Consider the following 21,967-nt stretch of genomic DNA (forward strand, 5'->3'; position numbering starts at 1 on the left):
TCCAGAGTTTGAAACTTTCTATACCAAAAACATTTTGCTGAACGAGGGTATCCGCGCTTGGATGGCTCCTCAAGATCAACCCCACGAACAGTTCGTATTCCCAGAGGAGGTACTACCACGTGGTAACGCTCTCTAATAGAGTTATTAGCGGTGGACGCGACCAAGAATCCAGCGGTTTCGCTTGGTGGTCTGGCAACGCTCGTTTAATCAATTTATCTGGTAAACTACTTGGCGCTCACGTTGCCCATGCTGGTTTAATCGTCTTCTGGGCTGGAGCAATGACTTTATTTGAAGTTGCTCACTTCATTCCAGAAAAGCCCATGTACGAACAGGGTTTAATTCTTCTCCCTCACGTCGCCACACTTGGTTGGGGCGTTGGTGCCGGTGGTGAAGTTATTGACACATTCCCTTATTTCGTCGTTGGCGTACTTCACCTCATTTCCTCAGCAGTTCTAGGTTTTGGCGGTATTTATCATGCCGTTCGTGGACCTGAAACCTTAGAAGAGTATTCCTCTTTCTTCGGTTATGACTGGAAAGACAAGAACAAGATGACCAACATCATCGGCTTCCACCTAATCATCCTTGGATGTGGTGCGTTGTTGCTGGTGCTAAAAGCTATGTTCTTCGGTGGAGTCTATGATACATGGGCCCCTGGTGGTGGTGATGTACGTGTGATTACTAATCCTACCCTCAACCCAGCTATCATCTTCGGTTATCTAATTAAAGCTCCATTCGGTGGCGAAGGCTGGATTGTTAGCGTTGATAATATGGAAGATATTATCGGCGGTCATATCTGGATTGCTTTAATTTGCATTTCCGGTGGTATCTGGCACATCTTCACTAAGCCTTTTGCTTGGGCGCGTCGTGCTTTCATCTGGTCTGGTGAAGCTTACCTCTCCTACAGCTTGGGCGCTCTTTCCTTGATGGGCTTTATTGCTTCCATCATGGTTTGGTATAACAACACCGCTTACCCCAGCGAATTCTTCGGTCCTACTGGTCCTGAAGCTTCTCAAGCACAAGCTTTAACCTTCTTAATTCGTGACCAACGCTTAGGTGCTAACGTCGGTTCTGCTCAAGGTCCTACGGGTCTAGGTAAATACTTAATGCGCTCTCCTACAGGTGAAATCATCTTTGGTGGAGAAACCATGCGCTTCTGGGATTTCCGTGGCCCTTGGTTAGAGCCTCTTCGTGGTCCTAACGGTCTTGATCTGGAAAAAATCAAGAACGATATTCAACCTTGGCAAGCACGTCGTGCAGCTGAATACATGACACACGCTCCTCTGGGTTCTTTGAACTCTGTAGGTGGTGTGGCTACTGAAATTAACTCTTTCAACTATGTATCTCCTCGTGCGTGGTTAGCTTGTTCACACTTCGTTTTAGGATTCTTCTTCCTCATTGGTCACTTGTGGCACGCAGGCCGCGCCCGTGCTGCTGCTGGTGGTTTTGAGAAAGGTATTAACCGCGAAACTGAACCAGTGATGTTTATGCCTGACCTTGACTAGGTTGTTTTTATTTGGATTTAATCACTGTTAATTAATTTTTTGGCTCTTGCTTTTCATAGCAAGGGCTTTTTTATGGAAGTTAGGTATTCAGCCTCATTCTGAAAATTAATCGCAGGTAATTTGGACTCATATAGTATAAAATGCCTAGATGAGTTTTTTCTGGTGTGTAATGGTACTTTAATAATGGCTTTTTCCTGGAAAGGTAATTTAAATTGGTTACAAGTGCAGCGTTATCGAGAACTCCTGCACGTCTTAGTAGGACGAAATCTGAAAGTACGCTATCGGGGTTCTTTTCTGGGGGTTTATTGGTCACTATTAAACCCTTTAATTATGACAGGACTGTATACTGCCATTTTTGGTGCTACCTTTGCATCTTATTATGGTAACTCCATCATCAACTATATGCTGGCAGCACTGACAGGGCTGTTAGTAATTAATTTTTTCTCATCTTCTACATCCCAAGCTTTAGCCAGCGTAGTTGGTAATGGTGCATTATTAAATAAAATTCAGTTACCAGTCAGTGTTTTTCCGGTATCCATGATTGCGGCAAATGTATTTCAATTTTCAGTAGGCGCATTTCCGTTACTGGCAATTATGACTTTGATTAATTCCCAAAGTCTAGTCAATGTCTTAGCCTTACTATTTCCATTTCTCGCACTGATTTTAGTTTCTACAGGAGTTGGTTTTTTAGTTAGTGCTTTGTACGTATTCTTTAGAGATTTACCTTACTTTTATGAGTTGGTAGTATTTATGATTTGGATTAGTAGTCCTGTATTTTATCCAGCAGCTATTGTTCCCAAACAAGTGAAACAGTTTTTAGGTTTAAATCCTTTATCACCAATTATTGAAAGTCTTCGTCAGATTACTTTATCAGGTTCTCCACCTGATTTAGGTTTAATTTGGGGCGCTTTATTGAGTGGAATAATTATTTTAGCCTTGGGATGGACTTGTTTTCATCTGTGGCGACATCAATTTATGGATTTGCTCTAACCTCTAACATAGCTATGATTTAATCATTGCACAGAGTAGATTCTGATAGTTTATAATTAACCAAAGATAGTAATTTATCCCAATCAAATCTATGGCTTTAACCGCACAAGAAATAGAAGCATTAATGCCAGATTGCACTGAAATACTCAGCGATGAACCAGAAATGGAAAGTTCCTTACACTATACACAACTATTAATATTAGTAACTTGTTTAGAATGGTTATGGCGTGATAGAGAAGATTTTTTTATTGGTGCAAATCTTAGCGTTTACTATAGCCGACAACAGTTAAAACATCGAGGCTTTAGATGTCCAGACTTTTTTCTAGTCAAAGACACGGAAAATTTTCCGCGTTTTTCTTGGGTAACATGGGAAGAGGATGGTAAATACCCCAATGTGATAATTGAATTACTTTCTGATTCTACAGAGCAAGTAGATAAGGGATTGAAAAAACAGTTGTATCAAGATCAATTCCGCACTCCTGAGTATTTTTGGTTTTCCCCAAATACCTTAGAATTGGTAGGGTGGCGATTAACAAACAGTGAATATAAAACTATCCCAGCATCAGAAAATGCCTGGTATTGGAGTCAGGAGTTAGGTTTATACTTAGGGATTTGGGAAGATACGTTAAGATATTTTACTGTTGAAGGAAGATTAATTCCCACACCAGAAGAATCTAATTTAGAAGAAATTAGAAAAGCTGAATTTGAACAGCAAAAGGCTGAAGCTGAATGGCTAAGGGCTGAATTTGAAACACGAAAAGCTATATCTGAACGTCAACGTGCTGAAAATGAACGTCAACGTGCTGATGAAGCAGAGAATAAAGCAGCTATTTTAGCTAAAAAACTGAGAGAATTAGGTGTTGAACCTGAGATTTTCTAACTAATCACCACCAATCATCATATTCTCCAATTCTTTATCAATAGATATTAGTCGAGGATATGGGGATTATGTATTTGTTACAGTTAGAGATAAGGATGGGAATGGAGTATGTATCAAAATAATCCACCTCTGCCACCCCAAGAAACTATGCCGACAATGTATGATTTACCTAGTGAATTAGTAGGAGAATCGGGATTGCCGGACGAATTTCATTGTATACAAGCAGATTTACTCAGTGAAACTTGTCAACCTGTCAATTATTCATCTGAGGAAATGTTACTGGCCAGCGATTTAAACCTTTATTATGATCCTCGTCATCCCAGTTGGTATAAACGCCCAGATTGGTATATGGTGTTAGGGGTTACTAATACTAAGCAACAGCAAGATTTACGTTTAAGTTATGTAGTATGGCAAGAAGGAGTTGATCCGTTTTTGGTAGTTGAATTACTGTCACCAGGAACAGAACAAGAAGATTTAGGACAAACTCTCCGGGAAGTTAATAAACCTCCAACCAAATGGGAAGTATATGAACACATTTTGCGTATTCCCTACTATGTCGTTTATGACCGTTATAAGAATAATTTCCGTGGCTTTAAACTCAACGGTACTCGTTATGAATCTATAAATCTATCAGAAAACCGCTTTTGGTTAGAAGAAATAGAAATGGGTTTAGGTTTATGGCAGGGAAGTTATCAAAATACAGAGGGTTTGTGGTTGCGTTGGTATAATGCTGATGGTTGGTTGCCGACTTTGACCGAACGGGCTGAGGCTGAACAGCAAAGGGCTGATAAAGCGGAGAATAAAGCAGCTATTTTGGCTCAAAAATTGAGAGAATTAGGTGTTGAACCTGATAGTTTGTAACTAATCACAACCAATTACCATATTTTCCAATTCTTTATGATATGGATATTAGTCGAGGATATGGGGATTAAGTTTTGATTCAAAATCACGGTGAAACCCAGATTTATTGGGGGCTTTACTGAGTGGCATAATTATTTTAGCCTGGGGATGGATTTGTTTTCATCTATGGCGACATCAATTTATGGATTTGCTGTAAATGGAAGTAATACGTCTGGATAATGTTTCGCTGTGGAGAAGGACTCAAGAGGAATTTTCCTATGATTTGAAGAAAACGCTCCTATCTGTGGTAGAGGGTAAATATCGGCAACCTGCTAAGAAATTAGTATTAAATAATATTGAGTTAGTTGTTGAAAAAGGCGAAAAAATAGGTATAATCGGCGCGAATGGTTCTGGTAAATCCACCCTGTTAAAGATAATTTCCGGAATTCTTCAGCCTACGACTGGTACTGTCAGAGTCCGGGGTCAAGTTGCACCTTTAATTGAACTGGGAGCAGGTTTTGATGCAGAAATCTCTGTGATGGACAATATCCTCCTTTATGGTGTATTGTTGGGTTTTTCTAGGGCTGAGATGAAGGCAAGAGCGCGTTCTATTTTGGAGTTTGCAGAGTTGGAGGATTATGCTTTAGTTCCAGTTAAGGGTTTATCTTCGGGTATGGTGGCTCGTTTGGGTTTTTCTATTGCGACAGATATACAGCCGGATATTTTGATTTTGGATGAGGTTTTGTCTGTGGGGGATGAGAGTTTTAAGAATAAGTGCAAGCAAAGGATGGATAATTTTTGGAGTGAAAAAACGACGGTTTTAGTTGTTTCTCATTCAATGGATTTTATACAACAATCTTGTGATAAGGCGATTTGGTTAAGTAAAGGAAATATCAAACTAATCGGCAAAGGTCAAGATGTAGTGCAGTATTATATGGAAAGTGTTAATTAAGGTGGAATTATTTCTAGTTAAATTCATTACGTAAAATCGAGATTTGTTAAATATGAATTTAAAAAATAATGGTAATGGTCGAATATTGATTTTAATTCCTGTTTTTAATGATTGGGAGTCTGTAATAATTTTACTAGGACTTTTAGACGATTTTTTATTTGATAAAAATATTTCTGTAGAAGTTTTGATATTAAATGACTCTTCAACCAGGCTAATCCCATTTAATTCTCTTTCGTTGATTAACTTAAAATTAATTTGTAAAGTAAATATATTGCATTTAAGACGAAATCTTGGACATCAAAGAGCTATTGCTATAGGACTTGCTTATGTAGCTGAAACAATTAATTGTCAAGCTGTATTAATCATGGATAGTGATGGGGAAGATACTCCACAAGATGCCTTAGAATTAATTGAAAAATGTAACGTAGAGAACTACAATAAAATTGTTTTTGCGAAGAGAAAAGAGCGTTCTGAAGGCTTTTTATTTATTTTATTTTATACAATTTATCGATTACTATATAAAGTCCTGACAGGATGTCAAATTAGTTTTGGTAACTTTAGTATAATTCCCTATGATCTTCTCCAAAAGATTGTTGTTGTATCGGAAATATGGAATCATTATGCAGCTGGAGTAATGAAATCAAAACTTCCTTATACCACCATTCCTACAAAAAGAGGTAAAAGAATTGCTGGAAAATCAAATATGAACTTTGTTATGCTTGTTACTCATGGATTAAGTGCTATTTCTGTTTATGGAGAAACAATAGGAGTAAGATTATTAATTGGAAGCTGTATAATTATGTTTGGTACAATGTTTTTCATTTGTACTATTTTATTTGTAAAATTAGCTACTGAATTAGCAATTCCAGGATGGGCATCTTCCATGGTTCTTTTAGCAATTATTATTTTAATTCAAACTATTTTAGGTTCTTTATTATTTAGTTTTATAGCTTTAAATGGAAGAAATAATATTAATTTCTTACCTAACCGTGATTATTATTACTTTATTCAAAGCATTCAGAAAATTTTGCCAAAACAAGCTATGTAAATATTCTAATACTGATGATATCCAGAGTTAGATTTTCTTGTTATTGTGATAATATTGATGAATATTTAGTGTTAAGATTAGAAAATATTTATATGCTGGAACAGAATTAAACATATCTTTAAATTACCAAATTACAGTTGAAATAAAATCAAAAATTTACTTTTTTTAACCAAAATATATATCATGACATTTTTTACGTCGAGAAAATCATTAGTTAACTTATGTTTCCTTTTTGTTTGTTTAATTCCTCTTTTTTATACAGCATTTTTGATTAATAAATATTCAGTAAATATTTTTAGTGTTGACGATTGGCAGTTTGTTAGATATTTTTCTAAGTTAATTGAAGGAAATATAGCTACTATTTTCAAAGAAATTTTTTCAACTGTTAATGGGCATATGTTTTTAGGTACTAACATAATTTTAGCACCCTTGGCTTTTTTAAATGTTTGGGATACAAAAATTCCTATTCTCATCGGTTGGCTATTTGCTTGCTTATCAATATTAATCTTAACTCTTATATTCATTACAAATTCCAAAACATCACAAGTTTATAAGGTTGTTTTCGCCACTTTATTATCTAGTCTAATATATTTTTCTCCTGCTGCTTCGGAGAATTGGATGATATCCATTCAGATGTCTATATTTTTTAGTATATTTTGTTTTATAACTATTTTAGGAACATTAGTTTTTATTAAAGGAGACAAAGCCATTGCTATATCTGCAATTTTATCTGCTATATCAACTTTTTCCTATGGCTTTGGGTTTATTAGTTATATTGTCATCTATCCTATTATTGTGTATTTAGGATTTAAATTAAACCACAACAATATTAATCAAAAAAACACTCAAAACCAACTTTTATTAATCAAAGAATTAATCTTATCAAAATATTCTATATTTTGGATTTTCAACTTTATTCTCATTTTTGCGGTTTATGTGTTTAATGTATCTAAAAATATCAATCCTATTTCTAATCTTGAATTGGTAAAAATTTCTAATAATCTGATTTTGGAGAATTTACAGAAAGGATTTAATTTTGATAAATTTATTAAGTTTTTCTTTCAGATAACAGGAGCGCCACTTGGATTAGGTTATCAAAGACCTTATGAAATATCTTGGTTTTGGGGAGTAATCATAATTTTTATATTTATATTTTGTTTAGGGTTACTTTATAAAAAAAGAAAAGAAATCGAATTACATAATTTTTTATATTTGATTTCATTGGGATTTTTCTCTATTTTAGCTAATGTAGTTACATCAATCTCCAGAGCATCAATGATTCCTAATCAATCTTTAAATCCAAGATATATTTCTGCTTCAAGCCTTTTAATTATTTCAATAATTTTCATAATTCTACAAATTAATGAACAATATTTAATTAAATTCTTTAGAAGGAGCAAATTAATATTAGTAACTTCTATATTTTTGTTAGTAATAGCCTTTTATTCTTATTTTTTAACTTATCAAGCAGGCTTAATAATGATGCAGTACATAAGTAGTTTACGATTACAATCTCAAGCCTGTGTTTCTTTTATACAAGAATGTCCTGATGATTTTATAGAGAGAACTTTCGATCTTAATCTTTTTCATGCAGACTATCCTATCGCTCAAAAACTAGGAATGCTTCCAAGTAGCAATGTTTTTGAAAAAAATAATACATCTAAATATGGTCATTTTGATGGTATCGAAAAAAGTAAAACCAATTTGGGAGAATTTGAAGCATGGGGCTGGGCAATTTCTCCAAGTAATGACTGGACTGGCACTGTTGTCATTACTAAAGAATCTTCTCCTAAATTTGTGGGTTTAGCTTCAGCAAATTTACCAAGTCCTGATTTAGCTGAATATATTACAGACAGAAGATATACTCAAGTAAGATGGAGAGTTTTAATTCCAGAAGAATTTCTAGGGGTTGGTCAACATACCCTCAAAGCATGGACATTTGACAGCAAATCTAATAAACTTATTCAGATTGGTAAGATTCATCAAATTACAGTTAAAAATCAAACATCAATGAGGTAACTTAATGAAAGTCGTTCAAATTAGTACATGGAATGTTCCTTGCGGAATTGCTGGTTATACAAAAGGTCTATTAAATGGCATAAAAGAACATCAAGTAGAATGTGATGTAATACCAATTGATAGACAAGCTCTAAAATATATGCCTATTCTTGAAATGAAAGAATACTTTATTTCCTTGACTGATAGGCTCGATTCTTATGATGTTATTCATATTCAACATGAGTTTAGCTTTTTTGCGGGTTCTTATGGTATGAATGAATCTATTGAAATGTTTTCTTATTTTATTAAGAAAATTATTAAACTTAAAAAGAAAGTATTTGTAACTTTTCATTCAGAACCAGTTTTCCCATCTTATGATTCATCAAGAATGAGTATCCTCCAATTCGCAAAATCAAAAATATTAAAGCAAAAATGGAACTTTTTAGTAGCATCTGTTTTTAATTCAAATAGTAATTTAAGAGCAATCATTCATACTAAAAAATCGAGGCGAATTTTTATTGATTGTGGATTTGATTCAAAAATACTCTTAATGATTAAACAAGGAATTACTTTTTCTATGCCATCTCAAGTTGATGCTGAAGAAAAAAAAGCTATAAAAGAAAAAATTGGCTTTCCTGTAGATTCAGTTCTTATTTCCCTATTTGGTTTTATTGCTGCTTACAAAGGATATCAAACTGCACTGGAAACAATAAAAAAATTACCCCAAAATTATTATTTACTTATTATAGGAAGTTCTCATCCTTATGGAAACGATAAAACTTTTAATGAAATAATAACTTATCTCAACCGTAATAAAAAATTGCAAGAGAGAATTAAATTAACTGGTTATCTTCCTTTAGAAAAATTAGAAGAGTATTATAAAGCAGTAGATATTTGTTTAGCTCCATATAAAGGAGATACAAATTTATCGTCTTCAGCTGCAATTACTTGGGCATTAACTTCAGGGAAACCTGTTATTGCTAGTAAAATAGATGCTTTTGAGGAACTAAATGAAGAAGCTAACTGTTTATCCTTAATTACACCAGATGCTCCTGCTGAGTTGGCTTATAATATTCAAAGTTTATTTGGAGATTCTCTGTTACAAAATAATTTAGTCAACAATGCTTTAAAATACTGTGAAAAAAATCAGTGGAAAAATATTGCGAAAAAGCATATAGATATATATTCGGCTTAAATTTATTGAAAAATAACAATAAATTGCTGATAATTTTCATAAACATGATTTCTGGTGATTTAACTATATGACTAAAAAAGCTCTAATAACTGGAATAACTGGACAAGATGGCTCTTATCTTGCTGAATTACTGATCAAGAAAGGCTATCAAGTTTATGGATTAGTTCGCCGTTCTAGCACTAGTAATTTAATCCGTATTAATCACTTTGCTGATGAAATTAGCATCATTTCAGGTGATTTACTGGATCAATCTTCTTTAATGGATGCGATCGCTCAATCCGAACCAGATGAAATTTATAACCTTGCATCTCAAAGTTATGTTCCTCTCTCATGGACACAACCCTCATTAACAGCAGAATATACAGCTATTGGCGTATCCCGTATATTAGAATCTATTCGTCGGATTAAACCTGATGCTAAATTCTATCAAGCATCCAGTAGTGAAGTATTTGGACAACCTGACGAATCACCTCAAACAGAGAAAACTGCTTTTCGTCCCCGTAACCCTTATGGTACAGCAAAAGCTTATGCCCATTGGATTACTGGAAATTATCGGCAGTATTATAACCTTTATGCTTGTTGCGGCATTACTTATACTCATGAATCCCCCCGTCGAGGTACAGAATTTGTTTTTCGTAAAATTACCCGTGGGGCTGCTATGATTAAACTCGGTTTAGCTAACGAGTTAAAATTAGGTAATCTTGATGCTCGTCGTGATTGGTGTTATGCAAAAGATGCTGTTGAGGCTATGTGGCTGATCATGCAACAAGAAAAACCAGATGATTATATTATTGGTAGTGGAAAAACACATTCAGTCAGAGAACTAGTGGACACCGCTTTTAAATGTGTTGGTTTAAACTATCAAGATTATGTATCTGTTGATCCTCAATTTTACCGTCCAGATGAGTCTATTCAATTAGTGGGTAGTATTGACAAAATTAAAAGTCAAATAGGTTGGACTCCTAAATATTCTTTTGAAAATTTAGTGGAAGTTATGGTAGATCATGATTTAAAGAATTAACTTAAAATGATTTATAATTTGTTCAATGTTTAAAGTTATTATTGATGTTACTCCTATTGATTCTAAACCCAGTGGCGTGGGTTTATATGTTTTTAATTTAGTAGAAGCTTTATCTAAATTAGAACATATAGAATCTTTTGAATTAGGATTAGCTTATCAACCCGGATTAAAAAATTGGTTAAAAGGAAAATTAGATTTACCAGAAAATATTCAACTTTATTCAAATCTTTATCAAATTCCTATACCTATTCGTCTTTCTAATCTTTTTTTAGATTATTTACCTCAAATCTTTCCTCATTATCTTCAACCAATTTTAGAAAAACCTAATATTTTTCATGGAACTAATTATACAGTTTATCCTTATAAAAATATTCAGAAAATTATTACTATTTATGATTTAAGTTTTATCCGATATCCAGAATATATTAATTCGGTGGTAAAACAATATACAAAAAGATTGAGTAAATGTCTTGAATGGACAGATTTAATTATTACTATTTCCGAAAGTTCTAAACAAGATATTATCAATTATTTAAAAGTTCCCTCAGAAAAAGTTTTTGTTACACCACTTGCTAGTCGTTATAACAATAATTTTTTATCTAGTTTAGATGTAGAAAAAGAAATTGATAATATAAATTTTGATTTCTCTAAACCTTATCTTTTATTTGTCAGTACCATAGAACCTAGAAAAAATATCAACGCCATAATATCAGCATTTAATTTTTTAAAACAGAAATATAAAATAGAACACCAATTAGTATTAATTGGTAAAAAAGGATGGAATTATGAACCAATATTTGCAGCTATTGAAAACTCTCTTTGGAAAAATGAAATACATCATCTTGACTACTTATCTAATGAATTAGTAGCCTTATTTTACTCAAAAGCCGACGTTTTCCTGTATCCTTCTCATTATGAAGGATTTGGTTTACCTGTATTAGAAGCCATGACTTTAGGAACTCCTGTGATTACCTCTAATACTTCTTCAATTCCCGAAGTTACAGGAGATGCTGCTATACTCATTAATCCTGATGATGATATGCAATTAGCTGAAGCTATTCTGCAAGTAATTAGCGATTTTCAGCTACGAGAACACTTGATTAATAAAGGTAAAATTAGAGCAGATTTATTTTCTTGGGAAAGAACAGCAAAAGAAACTTTAAAAGCTTATATAAGTATGATTTAATCAACATGATAGATTCTAATCAATTAATTATTAACTTATCCATTCTTTTCTCTCAACCAACAGGTATAAGCAACTATGCAAAAAATCTTTTCCCTTATTTAAAATCTCTCAATCCTACCCTATTAACAGCAACAGCGCAAAATCACCCTGATTTCAACTGCTATCCAGTCCCAAATAATCTGACACCTGCTGATGGTACAAAAGGACATTTACGCCGTCTATTATGGACACAATTCCAACTACCAAAAATCTATCAAAACCTCAAATCTAAACTTTTATTTTCCCCTATCCCCGAAGCACCTCTATATACCAACTCTCGTTTTATTGTCACAGCATTTGACATGATACCCTTACGTTTTCCCAAACGCTTCTCACCATTAACAACATACCATAAATACTATACACCTGAAGTTTTTAAACAAGCAGAACATATTATTTGTATATCAGAATCAACAGCTAAAGATATCACCCAATTCTACCAAATTCCTAGTAATAAAATAACACCAATTTCCCTGGCGGGAGATCGCTCACATTTCCAATTCCTCAACCTCCCCACTAGTAACTACTTCTTCTACATAGGTCGTCAAGACCCTTATAAAAATCTCCAAAGACTAATTACCGCTTTTTCCGCACTAACTCACAGAAATGACTATGAACTATGGTTAGCAGGTCCTTATGATCAACGTTACTCTCCATTATTAGAAATACAAATTCAAGAACTAGGAATCAATCATCTCGTTAAATTCCTTAACTATGTATCTTATGACGAATTACCAATAATTATTAATCAAGCAATCGCGCTAGTTTTTCCCAGTCTTTGGGAAGGATTTGGTTTACCAGTGTTAGAAGCAATGGCTTGTGGTACACCAGTTATTACTTCTAATATTTCCTCGCTTCCAGAAGTTGCGGGAGATGCTGCTATTTTAATTAATCCCTATAATATCGGGGAAATTACAGCCGCAATGCAAACGATTGTCAATGATTCAGAAACAAGAAAACAACTTTTAGAAAAAGGTCTAAAAAGAGCAAATCAATTTAGTTGGGAAAAAACTGGACTTGCTACAGTTGAAGTTTTAAAACAATATCTTTAAATAATTTATGATCCTAAAGAGAAGGAAATTTGACAATGAATAACAAAGAACTTTACCTCAAAGCTCCAATATGTAATACTAAAAGTAAGAAAATTCTTACTTGAGAGTGTACTAGCAACTTGAGTTAATAAATGAGCGATCGCTAGAACACCAATTTACTAATAAACCAACTCACTGAAAATGCAATTATCTATTAAATTTTTCCAAAATGAATAATGAAAAATGCAATTAGTCATTAATCTTTCATTTCTCCTCATAAAACCACAGGTACAACTACTTACGCTCTTAATCTTTTACCTCACTGACAAAAGTCAGCAAAACTCCGTTGTTATGTGGTCTCTGACTTCAGCAGACACCGATCCTCGTGCAAAATACCAAGTCTTTGTGAAAAATATTGTTCAAGGTGCAAAACTAGAGGCTATAGTTTTAATGCACGATGGTGGAGGCGATCGCTCCAGAACGGTCAAGGCCTTGCCAGAAATGATCAGTGGACTCAAAGAGCAAGGCTACCGATTTGTGACAGTTCCTGAACTCTTAGAAATGGCGCAATGGGGGTTAATTTTAGGCGCAGGCATAGTTAATTTTGGGCGCAGGCCCTGCGCCCCTACGATAGTCAAAATCAGCAATTTTAATCACTGATGACAGAAGCACAGACTTGAGCTTCTTGCCAGAGTTTGTATAAAAAAAACTCGGACGTATAGCTCATAGTGGTGACAAATACGCCTACAGCATCATCACTACCATCCGATAACCAAGAACCCTCTAGAGTAACTTCCAGATACTCAGTATCACAGTTACATAAGGCAATGATTTCACTATCATGGCGATTTACTTCCGCCTTCAGTCTTTCTACTCCCGGTAAATCAAGAGGTAGCAAAAAGGATGCTGTTGTCGGTTCAACACGCAAAGATTGACTGACACGCAGTGATAAAATCACTCTTTGCGCGACCCATTCTTCTAGAGACTGAGTGAGACACTCTAAATAAAAACTGTTTTCTGTGTAAGTTAATTTCAGCATTCCTCTTGCTCTCCTGTTATTCCAGGTTTGCTTGCATATCATTCCAAAATTTTTCAGCAAATGTCACCGTGGGGTGAATAGGTGGTTTAGGTAGTTTCCGCAATTGCATCCCAGCTTCAGCGGGTGTTTTATCGCCTTTGCGAGAGTTACATCTTTCGCAAGCTATGACTACGTTATCCCAAGTATGTCGGCCACCTTTAGATCGGGGGATTACATGATCTAGGGTGAGACGTTTGTTAGTACCGCAATATTGACAACTGCTATGATCTCGTCGCAAAACCTCCCGACGATTAACTGGCGGAACTTTCCACATCCGTTCCGTAGCAGCAATTTTCAAGCGGATGTGTTTGGGTACAGACAGGACGAATCTAGGTGAATTAATTAACCAACCGCCTTCTGTAGAAAATTCCAATGGTTCGGCTTTATTGCTGACTAGCAACACTATCGCCCGCTTGATATTTACCCGACACAGTGGTAAGTAATTCTGGGAAAACACGACCACAGATTGCTCTAATACTTGGATTGCGCTTGTCACAGCCTGACTCCTTATAAAAAAACCCCCGCTTCTGTCTTAGACACAGCGGGGGTTAACAATTGACCTGATGGTTTTTCGTCTTATTTTGGTACAGCATTTTTTAGCTTGTACCTCCCGCTTTTGATTTCTATTTGTGGTTTTCTATTCAGCAAATTTATGCTGGCATATTTAAAATCATAATTGTCTTTTGTTCTTTGCCCTTGATGTCGGCTATTTTCACCCATAAATAAATACTCCACAACCGCAGCCGCAAATTCCCAACTGCCTTGACAGTTGGTGGCTTGTGAAGAGGTAGAGATGGGATAAATGGATTTCACAGAAAATTTCACCTATTGAACATTCCTTTAAACATACTACACTTGTATTACTATCCTGTCTATACCTATAAGGAGAAAAACTCATGCAGACCATCACACGCACCTCAACAACTGATATGGAAGTTACCAGTATTCGGTTAGAACGAGAACTCAAGGATAAACTCAAAGATATGGCAGGTAATCAGGGATATCAATCTTTAATTCGAGATATCCTTTGGAATTACGTGCAGCAAAAATCAGGTGAGTGGAAACCGAGATTTTCTAAATCTGATATTCGTGCTAGTATTTCGGCGATCGCCCAACAAGAAGAGCGTTGTGTTCTTACGGGTAAATTAATTGAACCACAACAGTCAATGTTATTAGGATTGACTAGAAATGGTGACATGGTGCCGCTAAGTGTTGAAAGTTTAGCTGGCTAGTTGGTAGTTTTAGTTAATTTTACCCAGATGCAATTCTAGTAACTGGGTAAAATTAACTTTCAGATTTATTTTATACCATTAATTGGATTAAGTAACTTTTCCAGTGTTAACTCGGATGCAAAACAGCGAATTTCTGAGTTAATTATAGGGGGATTACGGTTTATATCTAGTTCGAGACAAGATATCCTAAGTTCCAGATTATCATCTCAACTATTATTGGCAATGCAGTAAAAAATTATACTTTTATCTTTCCATGATTTATCTATTAGCTAGTAGATAGTGAGAGGAAAAATCAACTGGAGAAATTTGGATAATATCTTGTATTGCAAGTATTACAGCTTTTAAATTTCTGTCTGATATTTTTTAGTTATTTGTAATAATTACTGACAACCAATAGTTATTTTTTGTACAGATAAACTAGCAGTAAGGAGTAGCAATTATTCATAAATTTGTGATTCCTGTCCACAAACTGAGCATGATCTCAAAGCGGATAAATAATGAAAAAACGTTTATTATCACCACAAAAATATATAAATAGTGTAGAACAATTACATATATCCCCAGCCAATGTGATGCCGCACCAAGAAGAAATTGCCCATGTTTTGGCACAAAGGATTAACACAACTATTGCTAATGGTACGGTAACATCCTTGATCTTATCAGAGATTGCCCAGGCACTAGGATCTGCATTTAATATAGATTGCTGCTTAGTTACGGTAGTAAATGATACATCTAGGGAAACGATTACAGCCCATTGGTGTCATGAACAATTTTTAGGTTTGTCACCAACTCAACAGATTTTATCTAGGGAAGAATTACTATTTGAGTTACCAGTTGTACAATGTGCAGATAAAAAATTGAGTCTTGAAGATATTTCTCTGATTCAGCAAACTTTAGTAAGTGGTTGGCAAGATATACCATTACAAATGAAGGCTGTTTTGGCAATTACTACTCAATTTGGTGGTCATAGTAATGGTGTAATTAGTCTGATTAAATTCCAAAGTTATGAATGGCAAGAATCAGAAATTAGTCTATTACAATCCATAGATTCATGTTGTGCGATCGGTTTTGCTCAAATAGCACAATCACAAATGTTAGCGACTCAAACAAAGCATCTCCAAAAAGCTAACCAGCATCAAAGTTTAATCCAAAAATTAACTATTCTCAATCGCAGCAACTTGGAGTTGAATCAAATGCTCCAATTAGTCATTACCTCTACTGCTGAAGCTCTAGAAGCAGATCGTGGTTTATTACTTTTACTCAAATATGCAGATCCACTATTTAGAAAACTTCCCAAACAACAAGTACCCAAGGTAAGAGCTACTTTAGTTGGAGCATGGACTAAGGATACATATACTACTGTTATTGGTGAATTAGATAACTTAGAGCAATCTTTCTGGGTATCTGATTGTAGTTTATGTCAGCGTCTATTTACAGAGCCAGGGAAACCAATTATGACGAATAATTGTGAAGAGAAAAATACGGGTAAACTTGCTGAATTATTTGCTATTGATGAGTTTCCTAATACGCTATTAATGCCATTAGAAAGTCAAGGTAAGGTTTTAGGATTTGTAGTTTTACAACAAGCTGCAACACGGGATTGGGAAACAACAGACTTAAATTTGATAGAAATGCTTTGCGCTCAATTGAGTGATGCTGTGATTCAGTCCCAAACATTGCGACAAGTGCAAACTTTAGTAGATGAACGCACTGAACAACTCAAACGCAGTTTAGAAGTACAGGCAAAACTATATGAAAGAACCAGACAATATGTAGAACAATTACAACAGCTTAACGAACTTAAAGATGAATTTGTCAGCAATATTAGCGATCGCTTGCGTTATCCTCTGACAAATATGCTCATGTCTATTCGTAATCTACGTTTACCAGGAATATCTCCAGAACGTCAAGACCGATATTTAAATATTTTAGAGTCAGAATGTACTAAGGAAATTAACTTAATTAATGACCTATTAACCCTTCAAAAACTAGAATCCCATCAAGAATTACCACAATTTGAAAGCATAGATTTAAATACTAAAATTCAAACTCTCCTCACTACTTTTGATCAACAACTGACAGATAAAGCATTAAGTATTTCAGTAAAATTACCGAAGAAATCTTTAAAATTACAAACGGAAGTAGAGAGTTTTGACCGGATTTTACAGGAACTGTTAACCAATGTATGTAAATACTCGGAGCATGATACAACCGTTCACTTAAAAGTAACTCACAAAGTCGCAGAAGAGCTTGATCAAGTTATTATTAAGGTAACAAATACAGGACGGGGTATATCTGAAGAAGAAGCGGCTTATATCTTTGATAAATTCCGTCGTGGTAAAGGCCGCTGGATTCCCGGAACTGGCTTAGGACTTGCTTTGGTTAAATCTTTAGTGCAACATCTAAATGGAGCGATCGCGGTTGAGAGTATTCCTATCCCCAATTCTCAACTCAGTGAAATTAGTTTTACACTTACTCTCCCCCTATCTTCCCCACCAATTAACTCATATTCAAAAAAAGTGACACCAGAAAATGGGAATTGATTCTTCCACCCCCGATCACAACACCCCTGAAGTAGCTATCCAAGTTGATAAATTATCCGAGAGACAGCGACAAATCAGCGCCAAAATCCAAATTCCTCAACCAATAGAAAAAGTTTGGAAGATTCTCACCGACTATGAATCATTACCTGACTTTATCCCCAATCTAGCCCACAGCCGTCTTCTTGAACATCCCGAAGGAGGAATTCGACTGGAACAAATCGGTTCTCAGAATTTACTTAACTTTAAATTCTGTGCGCGGGTAGTATTGGATTTAGAAGAGCTATTCCCTAAATTAATCCAATTCAATATGGTAGAAGGCGACTTTAAAGGCTTTTCTGGTAGTTGGTGCTTAGATCCTTATTTCTTTAGCGAACAACAAGGAACAATTCTTTGTTATACAATCCAAATCTGGCCTAAACTTACTATGCCAATATCAATTATTGAACGTCGTCTCAGTAAAGACCTACAAACAAATCTCTTAGCAATCCATCAACGAGCTACAGAATTTAGTCTATGAAGAAGGTGACAGGTGACAGGTGACAGGTGACAGGTAAGAAGAATAGTCTCGAATCTGAGTTATTAAGCGTTGTCAATTGTCAATTGTCAATTGTCAATTGTCAATTATAGTTTATTGGCTTACGTCACCCTCTCAGCAAACCCTACATAAAAACCAAAAAGGAAGGAAAAATACTTTTCCTTCCTTTCTTCAGTACCCCCAGGGGAATTCGAATCCCCGTTACCTCCGTGAAAGGGAGGTGTCCTAGGCCTCTAGACGATGGGGGCTTGAACTTCGTGACTTTTAATAATATAAAGGGTTTTTCTGAAGATGTCAACAGGTTTGGAAAAGTTTTTTGAAAAAGAGGAAGAAATGAGGATTGGTGAGTATTTACAGGAGGGGACCAAGAATAAGGGAGCAAGATTCGGGAATTTTCCTGCCACTTACTTATAATTTCCAGCACACTCCTTTTCTATGAAGATGTATGCTTACAGCACATATAGCGTCTTTGCAGAAGATATTCCCAAAGAGTTGTAGATGAAAGAGGGGATAATTACCAATTACTAATTATCCATTACCAGCCTAAACTAGATAACTAGTGCAGCGTGGCCAAAATAACTAACCAATTGCAAAACCCACAAAAAGTCCCAGCTGTATTTATCCCTCGCTATAGAGTGGGGAGCGTCAAAATTCTGTATGGAGAATTTTGAAATCAATAGCGTAAAACCTAAGTACCTGTGCAAAATTAATTTCGCATTTCTTAGTTCTGTTAATTTTGCTTTACGACTTACAACATGGAAGCACCTTTTGAAATCACCCTCCAGATGGTGATCACTGTATTTGCAGGCATTAGCGCCCAGGTGATGGCTGCATATTTCAAATTACCCAGCATCGTCTTACTCCTCCTATTAGGCATCCTTTTGGGTAGAGACGGCGTTGGACTATTGCAACCGCACTTATTAGGAACAGGATTAGAAGTGATTGTTTCCCTAGCAACGGCAATCATTTTGTTTGAAGGCGGACTCAAATTAGATCGGCGAGAATTGGGCAAAGTTTCAGTCAGTTTACAGTTACTCGTCACACTGGGAACACTCATCACCCTGCTGGGAGGAAGTCTAGCGGCTCACTGGCTAGGTGAGTTTCCGTGGAATATAGCTTTTCTTTACGCTTCTATTGTTGTTGTTACTGGTCCAACTGTTATCGGTCCTTTAATTCAACAAATTAACGTAGATAGACAAGTGGCAACTCTATTAGAAGGAGAAGGGGTATTAATTGATCCAGTGGGCGCTATCCTGGCTTACGTTGTCCTGGATACAATTTTAAACGGTGATGCAGATCCGTTTAATGCCATTTTTGGTTTACTCTTGCGTTTGGGTGTAGGTGCGGCCATTGGCGGCATCGGTGGGTACTTAATGAGTTGGATGTTTAAACGCGCCAATTTCATCTCTTTTGAATTGAAAAATCTGGTTGTACTGGCAGTGTTATGGGGTTTGTTTACCCTAGCGCAAATCATCCAGAGTGAATCAGGAATTATGACCACAGTAGTAGCTGGAGCGGTATTGGCTAACGCCTCAGTTCCAGAAGAAAGATTATTGCGAAGCTTTAAAAATCAGCTGACAATTCTCAGCGTGTCTGTTTTATTCATCCTCCTAGCGGCTGATTTATCTATTGCCAGTGTGTTGGCTCTAGGTTGGGGGAGTTTATTCACCGTTTTGGTTTTAATGTTTGTGGTGCGCCCAATCAACATTATTTTGTGTACTTGGAACAGTAATCTAAATTGGCGACAGAAACTGTTTTTAAGTTGGGTTGCACCTAGAGGGATAGTTTCTGCATCTGTGGCTTCTTTATTTGCAATTTTACTAACGCAACGGGGCATTAATGGTGGTGACTCAATTAAAGCTTTGGTCTTTTTGACAATTATCATGACGGTTTTTTGTCAAGGTTTAACTGCTGGGTGGCTAGTTAAATGGTTAGGAATTACTTCTAAAGATGCAACTGGGGCGGTAATTGTGGGTTGTAATCCTTTGGGTTTATTAATTGCCCGCTTTTTTCAGGAACGAGGCGAAACTGTGGTGATGATTGATACTGACCCGGAACGGTTAGCGCAGGCTGAAGCCCAAAATCTCCGAGTGATTGCTAGTAGTGCTTTGGATGGGGAAATATTGGAAGAAGCTGGGATTGGCGCAATGGGTACTTTTTTGGCAATAACAAGTAATGGTGAGGTGAATTTTGTCTTAGCACAACGGGCTGCTGAGGAATTTAATCCTCCCCGTGTCTTAGCTATATTCCCCCGTCACCCCCAAGGTTCTCCCTCAGCCAATAGTAAGGTAAATCAAGCTTTTGTGTCTGATTTACCGATAAAAACTTGGAATGAATATTTGAGTAATGGGCAGGTAAAGTTGGGAACAACGACATTAGAGGCGGCAGAATTTAGCTCTCAACAACAACATATCCAAGAAAAAATTCGGGATGGGATATTAGTACCACTATTCTTAGAACGAGAAGAACGTTTACAGGTAATGTCTGCAAGTCAAGAATGGGAAGTTGGCGATCGCATTATCTATTTATTACATGATTCCCGTCCCAATCTTTTAAAACGTCTATCTGGTGCGAGCCAATCTACACCCCTATCTTTGGAAACTTTAGCAGAAGTTGAAGAAGTAAGAATCAAAGATACTAATACTGAAGACAAGCTTAAATGAAATCATTAGATATTGTCTGAATTAAATTATGCGTGATGCAGAAATTTTGTAGAGACGTTACATGGAACTTTTCTACATGATCGGAAATATTTTCATCCCCACAATCTTCTTCCTGCTTTCCCTTGCAATCTCTCATGAGTATCCTTTAACAAAGCCGGAATATCTAACTTTTCTGGACATTTGGGTAAACAATCACCACATTCGGTACAACGGTTGGCTTTCATTCCTGGAAACCAATGACCGGCATTTTCAAACATTCCATAACGATATTTGCCATAATCTTGCATATCAAAAGCTATAGCTAAATTGCGTAGTCTTAATACTTCTGGAATGTGAATATTTTCCGGGCAAGGTAAACAAGCATAACATTGACTACATTTATCAGTTAGTAAAACATGATTTTGTTGATTTTCTAATTTTTCTAAAATAGCAATTTCCGCTTTTGTTAAATCATTTTGATCATCAAATATTTCTGGAGATATTACTAATTCTTCTGGTTTTGCTGGTCCTATACTCAAGGTAGTAATACGGTTGTCACTTAATAAAAAACGATAATTTAAATCTAATGGTGTCAATGGATGACAGAGTTCTGTTAAAGTTTGAGATGGAGTATATAATTTTCCACCTTTATCAGCAGGAGAAATAATGAAAACGCCCATATCTTTCTCAGTTGCTAACTGAATTGCTGGGGCATTATGTTGGAAAAAATAGTAATAATGGAGATTTACAAATGCAAATAAATCTGTATTTATCGCTGCTAAAATTACATCTAATGAGCCATGGGTAGAAAAACCAATATGTCGCACTCTCCCATCATTAACAGCTTCCTGTACAGCTTGTATACAACCATTTCTTGACTGTACCCATTCTAAGTGTTGCTGGGTATTTAATCCATGAATTCCTAAACAATCAAGATAGTCTAAATTTAACCGTTTTAAAGATTCATCAATATACTGACGCATACTGTCAGCATCAGGTGTAGGGGGAATTTTAGTGGTGATATAAAGTTGGTTACGGGGTATTGATAAACCAGTTTTTATAGCTTTACCCAAATATGCTTCACTGTCACCATAACCTCTAGCTGTTTCTAGATGATTAATTCCTAAAAATAAAGCTTTTTCAATAGTCTGCTGGACATTTTCGCTATCAGTTAAATAGCGCATTGTTCCCAAAGAGAAAACTGAAAGATGTAAATTAGTTTTACCAAAACGACGATATTGCATAATTCCAGTTC

19 protein-coding genes, 1 tRNA gene and 3 pseudogenes are annotated in these 21,967 nt (G+C 35.6%); 18 read left to right on the forward strand and 5 right to left on the reverse strand.

The window, feature by feature from the left end; genetic code table 11:
* From FJR04_RS13190 to FJR04_RS13255, 14 genes and pseudogenes are all read left to right on the forward strand, one after another.
* A pseudogene (locus tag FJR04_RS13190) lies at positions 1-136 on the forward strand (photosystem II D2 protein (photosystem q(a) protein)); the annotation flags it as partial.
* Entirely contained in the window at positions 120-1,502 is a 1,383-nt protein-coding gene (gene psbC / locus FJR04_RS13195) for a photosystem II reaction center protein CP43 (RefSeq protein ID WP_168495451.1), read from the forward strand. The pseudogene FJR04_RS13190 and the gene psbC, both read left to right, overlap by 17 nt.
* Positions 1,503-1,685: 183 nt before the next feature.
* Positions 1,686-2,492, forward strand: coding sequence for an ABC transporter permease (locus tag FJR04_RS13200; protein WP_168495452.1), 807 nt, complete (start codon positions 1,686-1,688; stop codon positions 2,490-2,492).
* 91 nt (positions 2,493-2,583) lie between these two features.
* Positions 2,584-3,372 (forward strand): Uma2 family endonuclease, encoded by a 789-nt coding sequence (locus tag FJR04_RS13205; RefSeq protein ID WP_168495453.1) that lies wholly within the window; start codon positions 2,584-2,586, stop codon positions 3,370-3,372.
* A gap of 108 nt (positions 3,373-3,480) precedes the next feature.
* Positions 3,481-4,233 (forward strand): Uma2 family endonuclease, encoded by a 753-nt coding sequence (locus tag FJR04_RS13210; RefSeq protein ID WP_168495454.1) that lies wholly within the window; start codon positions 3,481-3,483, stop codon positions 4,231-4,233.
* 97 nt (positions 4,234-4,330) lie between these two features.
* Positions 4,331-4,429 (forward strand): annotated as a pseudogene (locus FJR04_RS26190) (ABC transporter permease); the annotation flags it as partial.
* Entirely contained in the window at positions 4,430-5,164 is a 735-nt protein-coding gene (locus tag FJR04_RS13220; protein ID WP_168495455.1) for an ABC transporter ATP-binding protein, read from the forward strand.
* Positions 5,165-5,216: 52 nt separating this feature from the next.
* A complete protein-coding gene (locus FJR04_RS13225; protein ID WP_168495456.1) occupies positions 5,217-6,212 on the forward strand; it encodes a glycosyltransferase in 996 nt (331 codons plus the stop codon).
* Positions 6,213-6,395: 183 nt separating this feature from the next.
* The gene (locus FJR04_RS13230) at positions 6,396-8,231 is read left to right on the forward strand and encodes a hypothetical protein (protein ID WP_168495457.1); all 1,836 of its coding nucleotides are present in this window, start codon (positions 6,396-6,398) and stop codon (positions 8,229-8,231) included.
* A gap of 4 nt (positions 8,232-8,235) precedes the next feature.
* Positions 8,236-9,405: a glycosyltransferase gene (locus tag FJR04_RS13235; RefSeq protein ID WP_168495458.1), complete on the forward strand. Its 1,170-nt coding sequence runs from the start codon at positions 8,236-8,238 to the stop codon at positions 9,403-9,405.
* A 67-nt stretch (positions 9,406-9,472) separates the two neighbouring features.
* The gene (locus tag FJR04_RS13240; protein WP_168495459.1) at positions 9,473-10,426 is read left to right on the forward strand and encodes a GDP-mannose 4,6-dehydratase; all 954 of its coding nucleotides are present in this window, start codon (positions 9,473-9,475) and stop codon (positions 10,424-10,426) included.
* A gap of 25 nt (positions 10,427-10,451) precedes the next feature.
* Entirely contained in the window at positions 10,452-11,612 is a 1,161-nt protein-coding gene (locus FJR04_RS13245; RefSeq protein ID WP_168495460.1) for a glycosyltransferase family 1 protein, read from the forward strand.
* Between the two features lie 5 nt (positions 11,613-11,617).
* Positions 11,618-12,703, forward strand: coding sequence for a glycosyltransferase family 1 protein (locus FJR04_RS13250; RefSeq protein ID WP_168495461.1), 1,086 nt, complete (start codon positions 11,618-11,620; stop codon positions 12,701-12,703).
* A 306-nt stretch (positions 12,704-13,009) separates the two neighbouring features.
* Positions 13,010-13,246: pseudogene (locus FJR04_RS13255) on the forward strand (polysaccharide deacetylase family protein); the annotation flags it as partial.
* A gap of 85 nt (positions 13,247-13,331) precedes the next feature.
* Here the strand turns inward: FJR04_RS13255 and FJR04_RS13260 are convergent.
* The 3 genes from FJR04_RS13260 to FJR04_RS13270 all read right to left on the reverse strand — a co-directional run bounded on the left by FJR04_RS13260 (position 13,332) and on the right by FJR04_RS13270 (position 14,573).
* The gene (locus FJR04_RS13260; protein ID WP_168495462.1) at positions 13,332-13,721 is read right to left on the reverse strand and encodes an alr0857 family protein; all 390 of its coding nucleotides are present in this window, start codon (positions 13,719-13,721) and stop codon (positions 13,332-13,334) included.
* Between the two features lie 16 nt (positions 13,722-13,737).
* Positions 13,738-14,256, reverse strand: coding sequence for an HNH endonuclease (locus FJR04_RS13265; RefSeq protein WP_168495463.1), 519 nt, complete (start codon positions 14,254-14,256; stop codon positions 13,738-13,740).
* 80 nt (positions 14,257-14,336) lie between these two features.
* A complete protein-coding gene (locus FJR04_RS13270) occupies positions 14,337-14,573 on the reverse strand; it encodes a hypothetical protein (RefSeq protein ID WP_217359366.1) in 237 nt (78 codons plus the stop codon).
* An 83-nt stretch (positions 14,574-14,656) separates the two neighbouring features.
* On the opposite strand from FJR04_RS13270, the gene FJR04_RS13275 reads away from it, so the two are divergent.
* From FJR04_RS13275 to FJR04_RS13285, 3 genes are all read left to right on the forward strand, one after another.
* The gene (locus FJR04_RS13275) at positions 14,657-14,992 is read left to right on the forward strand and encodes a hypothetical protein (protein WP_168495466.1); all 336 of its coding nucleotides are present in this window, start codon (positions 14,657-14,659) and stop codon (positions 14,990-14,992) included.
* A gap of 497 nt (positions 14,993-15,489) precedes the next feature.
* Positions 15,490-17,535 (forward strand): GAF domain-containing sensor histidine kinase, encoded by a 2,046-nt coding sequence (locus tag FJR04_RS13280; RefSeq protein ID WP_168495467.1) that lies wholly within the window; start codon positions 15,490-15,492, stop codon positions 17,533-17,535.
* On the forward strand, positions 17,525-18,052 hold the full coding sequence (locus FJR04_RS13285) for an SRPBCC family protein (RefSeq protein ID WP_168495469.1): 528 nt from the start codon (positions 17,525-17,527) through the stop codon (positions 18,050-18,052). The genes FJR04_RS13280 and FJR04_RS13285 overlap by 11 nt, the downstream gene beginning before the upstream one ends.
* 193 nt (positions 18,053-18,245) lie before the next feature.
* Here the strand turns inward: FJR04_RS13285 and FJR04_RS13290 are convergent.
* A tRNA-Glu gene (locus FJR04_RS13290) sits at positions 18,246-18,318 on the reverse strand.
* 507 nt (positions 18,319-18,825) lie between these two features.
* On the opposite strand from FJR04_RS13290, the gene FJR04_RS13295 reads away from it, so the two are divergent.
* The gene (locus tag FJR04_RS13295; protein ID WP_168495471.1) at positions 18,826-20,733 is read left to right on the forward strand and encodes a sodium:proton antiporter; all 1,908 of its coding nucleotides are present in this window, start codon (positions 18,826-18,828) and stop codon (positions 20,731-20,733) included.
* 92 nt (positions 20,734-20,825) lie between these two features.
* Here FJR04_RS13295 and FJR04_RS13300 read toward each other — a convergent pair whose 3' ends face one another.
* The gene (locus FJR04_RS13300) at positions 20,826-21,956 is read right to left on the reverse strand and encodes an aldo/keto reductase (RefSeq protein WP_168495473.1); all 1,131 of its coding nucleotides are present in this window, start codon (positions 21,954-21,956) and stop codon (positions 20,826-20,828) included.
* Positions 21,957-21,967: the final 11 nt, after the last annotated feature.

This window comes from Anabaena sp. UHCC 0204, from assembly GCF_009711975.1.
GTDB lineage: Bacteria > Cyanobacteriota > Cyanobacteriia > Cyanobacteriales > Nostocaceae > Dolichospermum.

Excerpts from the sequence above, each read along its gene's own strand:
- FJR04_RS13200 (WP_168495452.1), top strand. The coding sequence starts at position 1,686 with ATGGCTTTTTCCTGGAAAGGTAATTTAAATTGGTTACAAGTGCAGCGT.
- FJR04_RS13205 (WP_168495453.1), top strand. The coding sequence starts at position 2,584 with ATGGCTTTAACCGCACAAGAAATAGAAGCATTAATGCCAGATTGCACT.
- FJR04_RS13210 (WP_168495454.1), top strand. The coding sequence starts at position 3,481 with ATGTATCAAAATAATCCACCTCTGCCACCCCAAGAAACTATGCCGACA.
- FJR04_RS13220 (WP_168495455.1), top strand. The coding sequence starts at position 4,430 with ATGGAAGTAATACGTCTGGATAATGTTTCGCTGTGGAGAAGGACTCAA.
- FJR04_RS13225 (WP_168495456.1), top strand. The coding sequence starts at position 5,217 with ATGAATTTAAAAAATAATGGTAATGGTCGAATATTGATTTTAATTCCT.
- FJR04_RS13230 (WP_168495457.1), top strand. The coding sequence starts at position 6,396 with ATGACATTTTTTACGTCGAGAAAATCATTAGTTAACTTATGTTTCCTT.
- FJR04_RS13235 (WP_168495458.1), top strand. The coding sequence starts at position 8,236 with ATGAAAGTCGTTCAAATTAGTACATGGAATGTTCCTTGCGGAATTGCT.
- FJR04_RS13240 (WP_168495459.1), top strand. The coding sequence starts at position 9,473 with ATGACTAAAAAAGCTCTAATAACTGGAATAACTGGACAAGATGGCTCT.
- FJR04_RS13245 (WP_168495460.1), top strand. The coding sequence starts at position 10,452 with ATGTTTAAAGTTATTATTGATGTTACTCCTATTGATTCTAAACCCAGT.
- FJR04_RS13250 (WP_168495461.1), top strand. The coding sequence starts at position 11,618 with ATGATAGATTCTAATCAATTAATTATTAACTTATCCATTCTTTTCTCT.
- FJR04_RS13260 (WP_168495462.1), bottom strand. The coding sequence starts at position 13,721 with ATGCTGAAATTAACTTACACAGAAAACAGTTTTTATTTAGAGTGTCTC.
- FJR04_RS13275 (WP_168495466.1), top strand. The coding sequence starts at position 14,657 with ATGCAGACCATCACACGCACCTCAACAACTGATATGGAAGTTACCAGT.
- FJR04_RS13280 (WP_168495467.1), top strand. The coding sequence starts at position 15,490 with ATGAAAAAACGTTTATTATCACCACAAAAATATATAAATAGTGTAGAA.
- FJR04_RS13285 (WP_168495469.1), top strand. The coding sequence starts at position 17,525 with ATGGGAATTGATTCTTCCACCCCCGATCACAACACCCCTGAAGTAGCT.
- FJR04_RS13295 (WP_168495471.1), top strand. The coding sequence starts at position 18,826 with ATGGAAGCACCTTTTGAAATCACCCTCCAGATGGTGATCACTGTATTT.
- FJR04_RS13300 (WP_168495473.1), bottom strand. The coding sequence starts at position 21,956 with ATGCAATATCGTCGTTTTGGTAAAACTAATTTACATCTTTCAGTTTTC.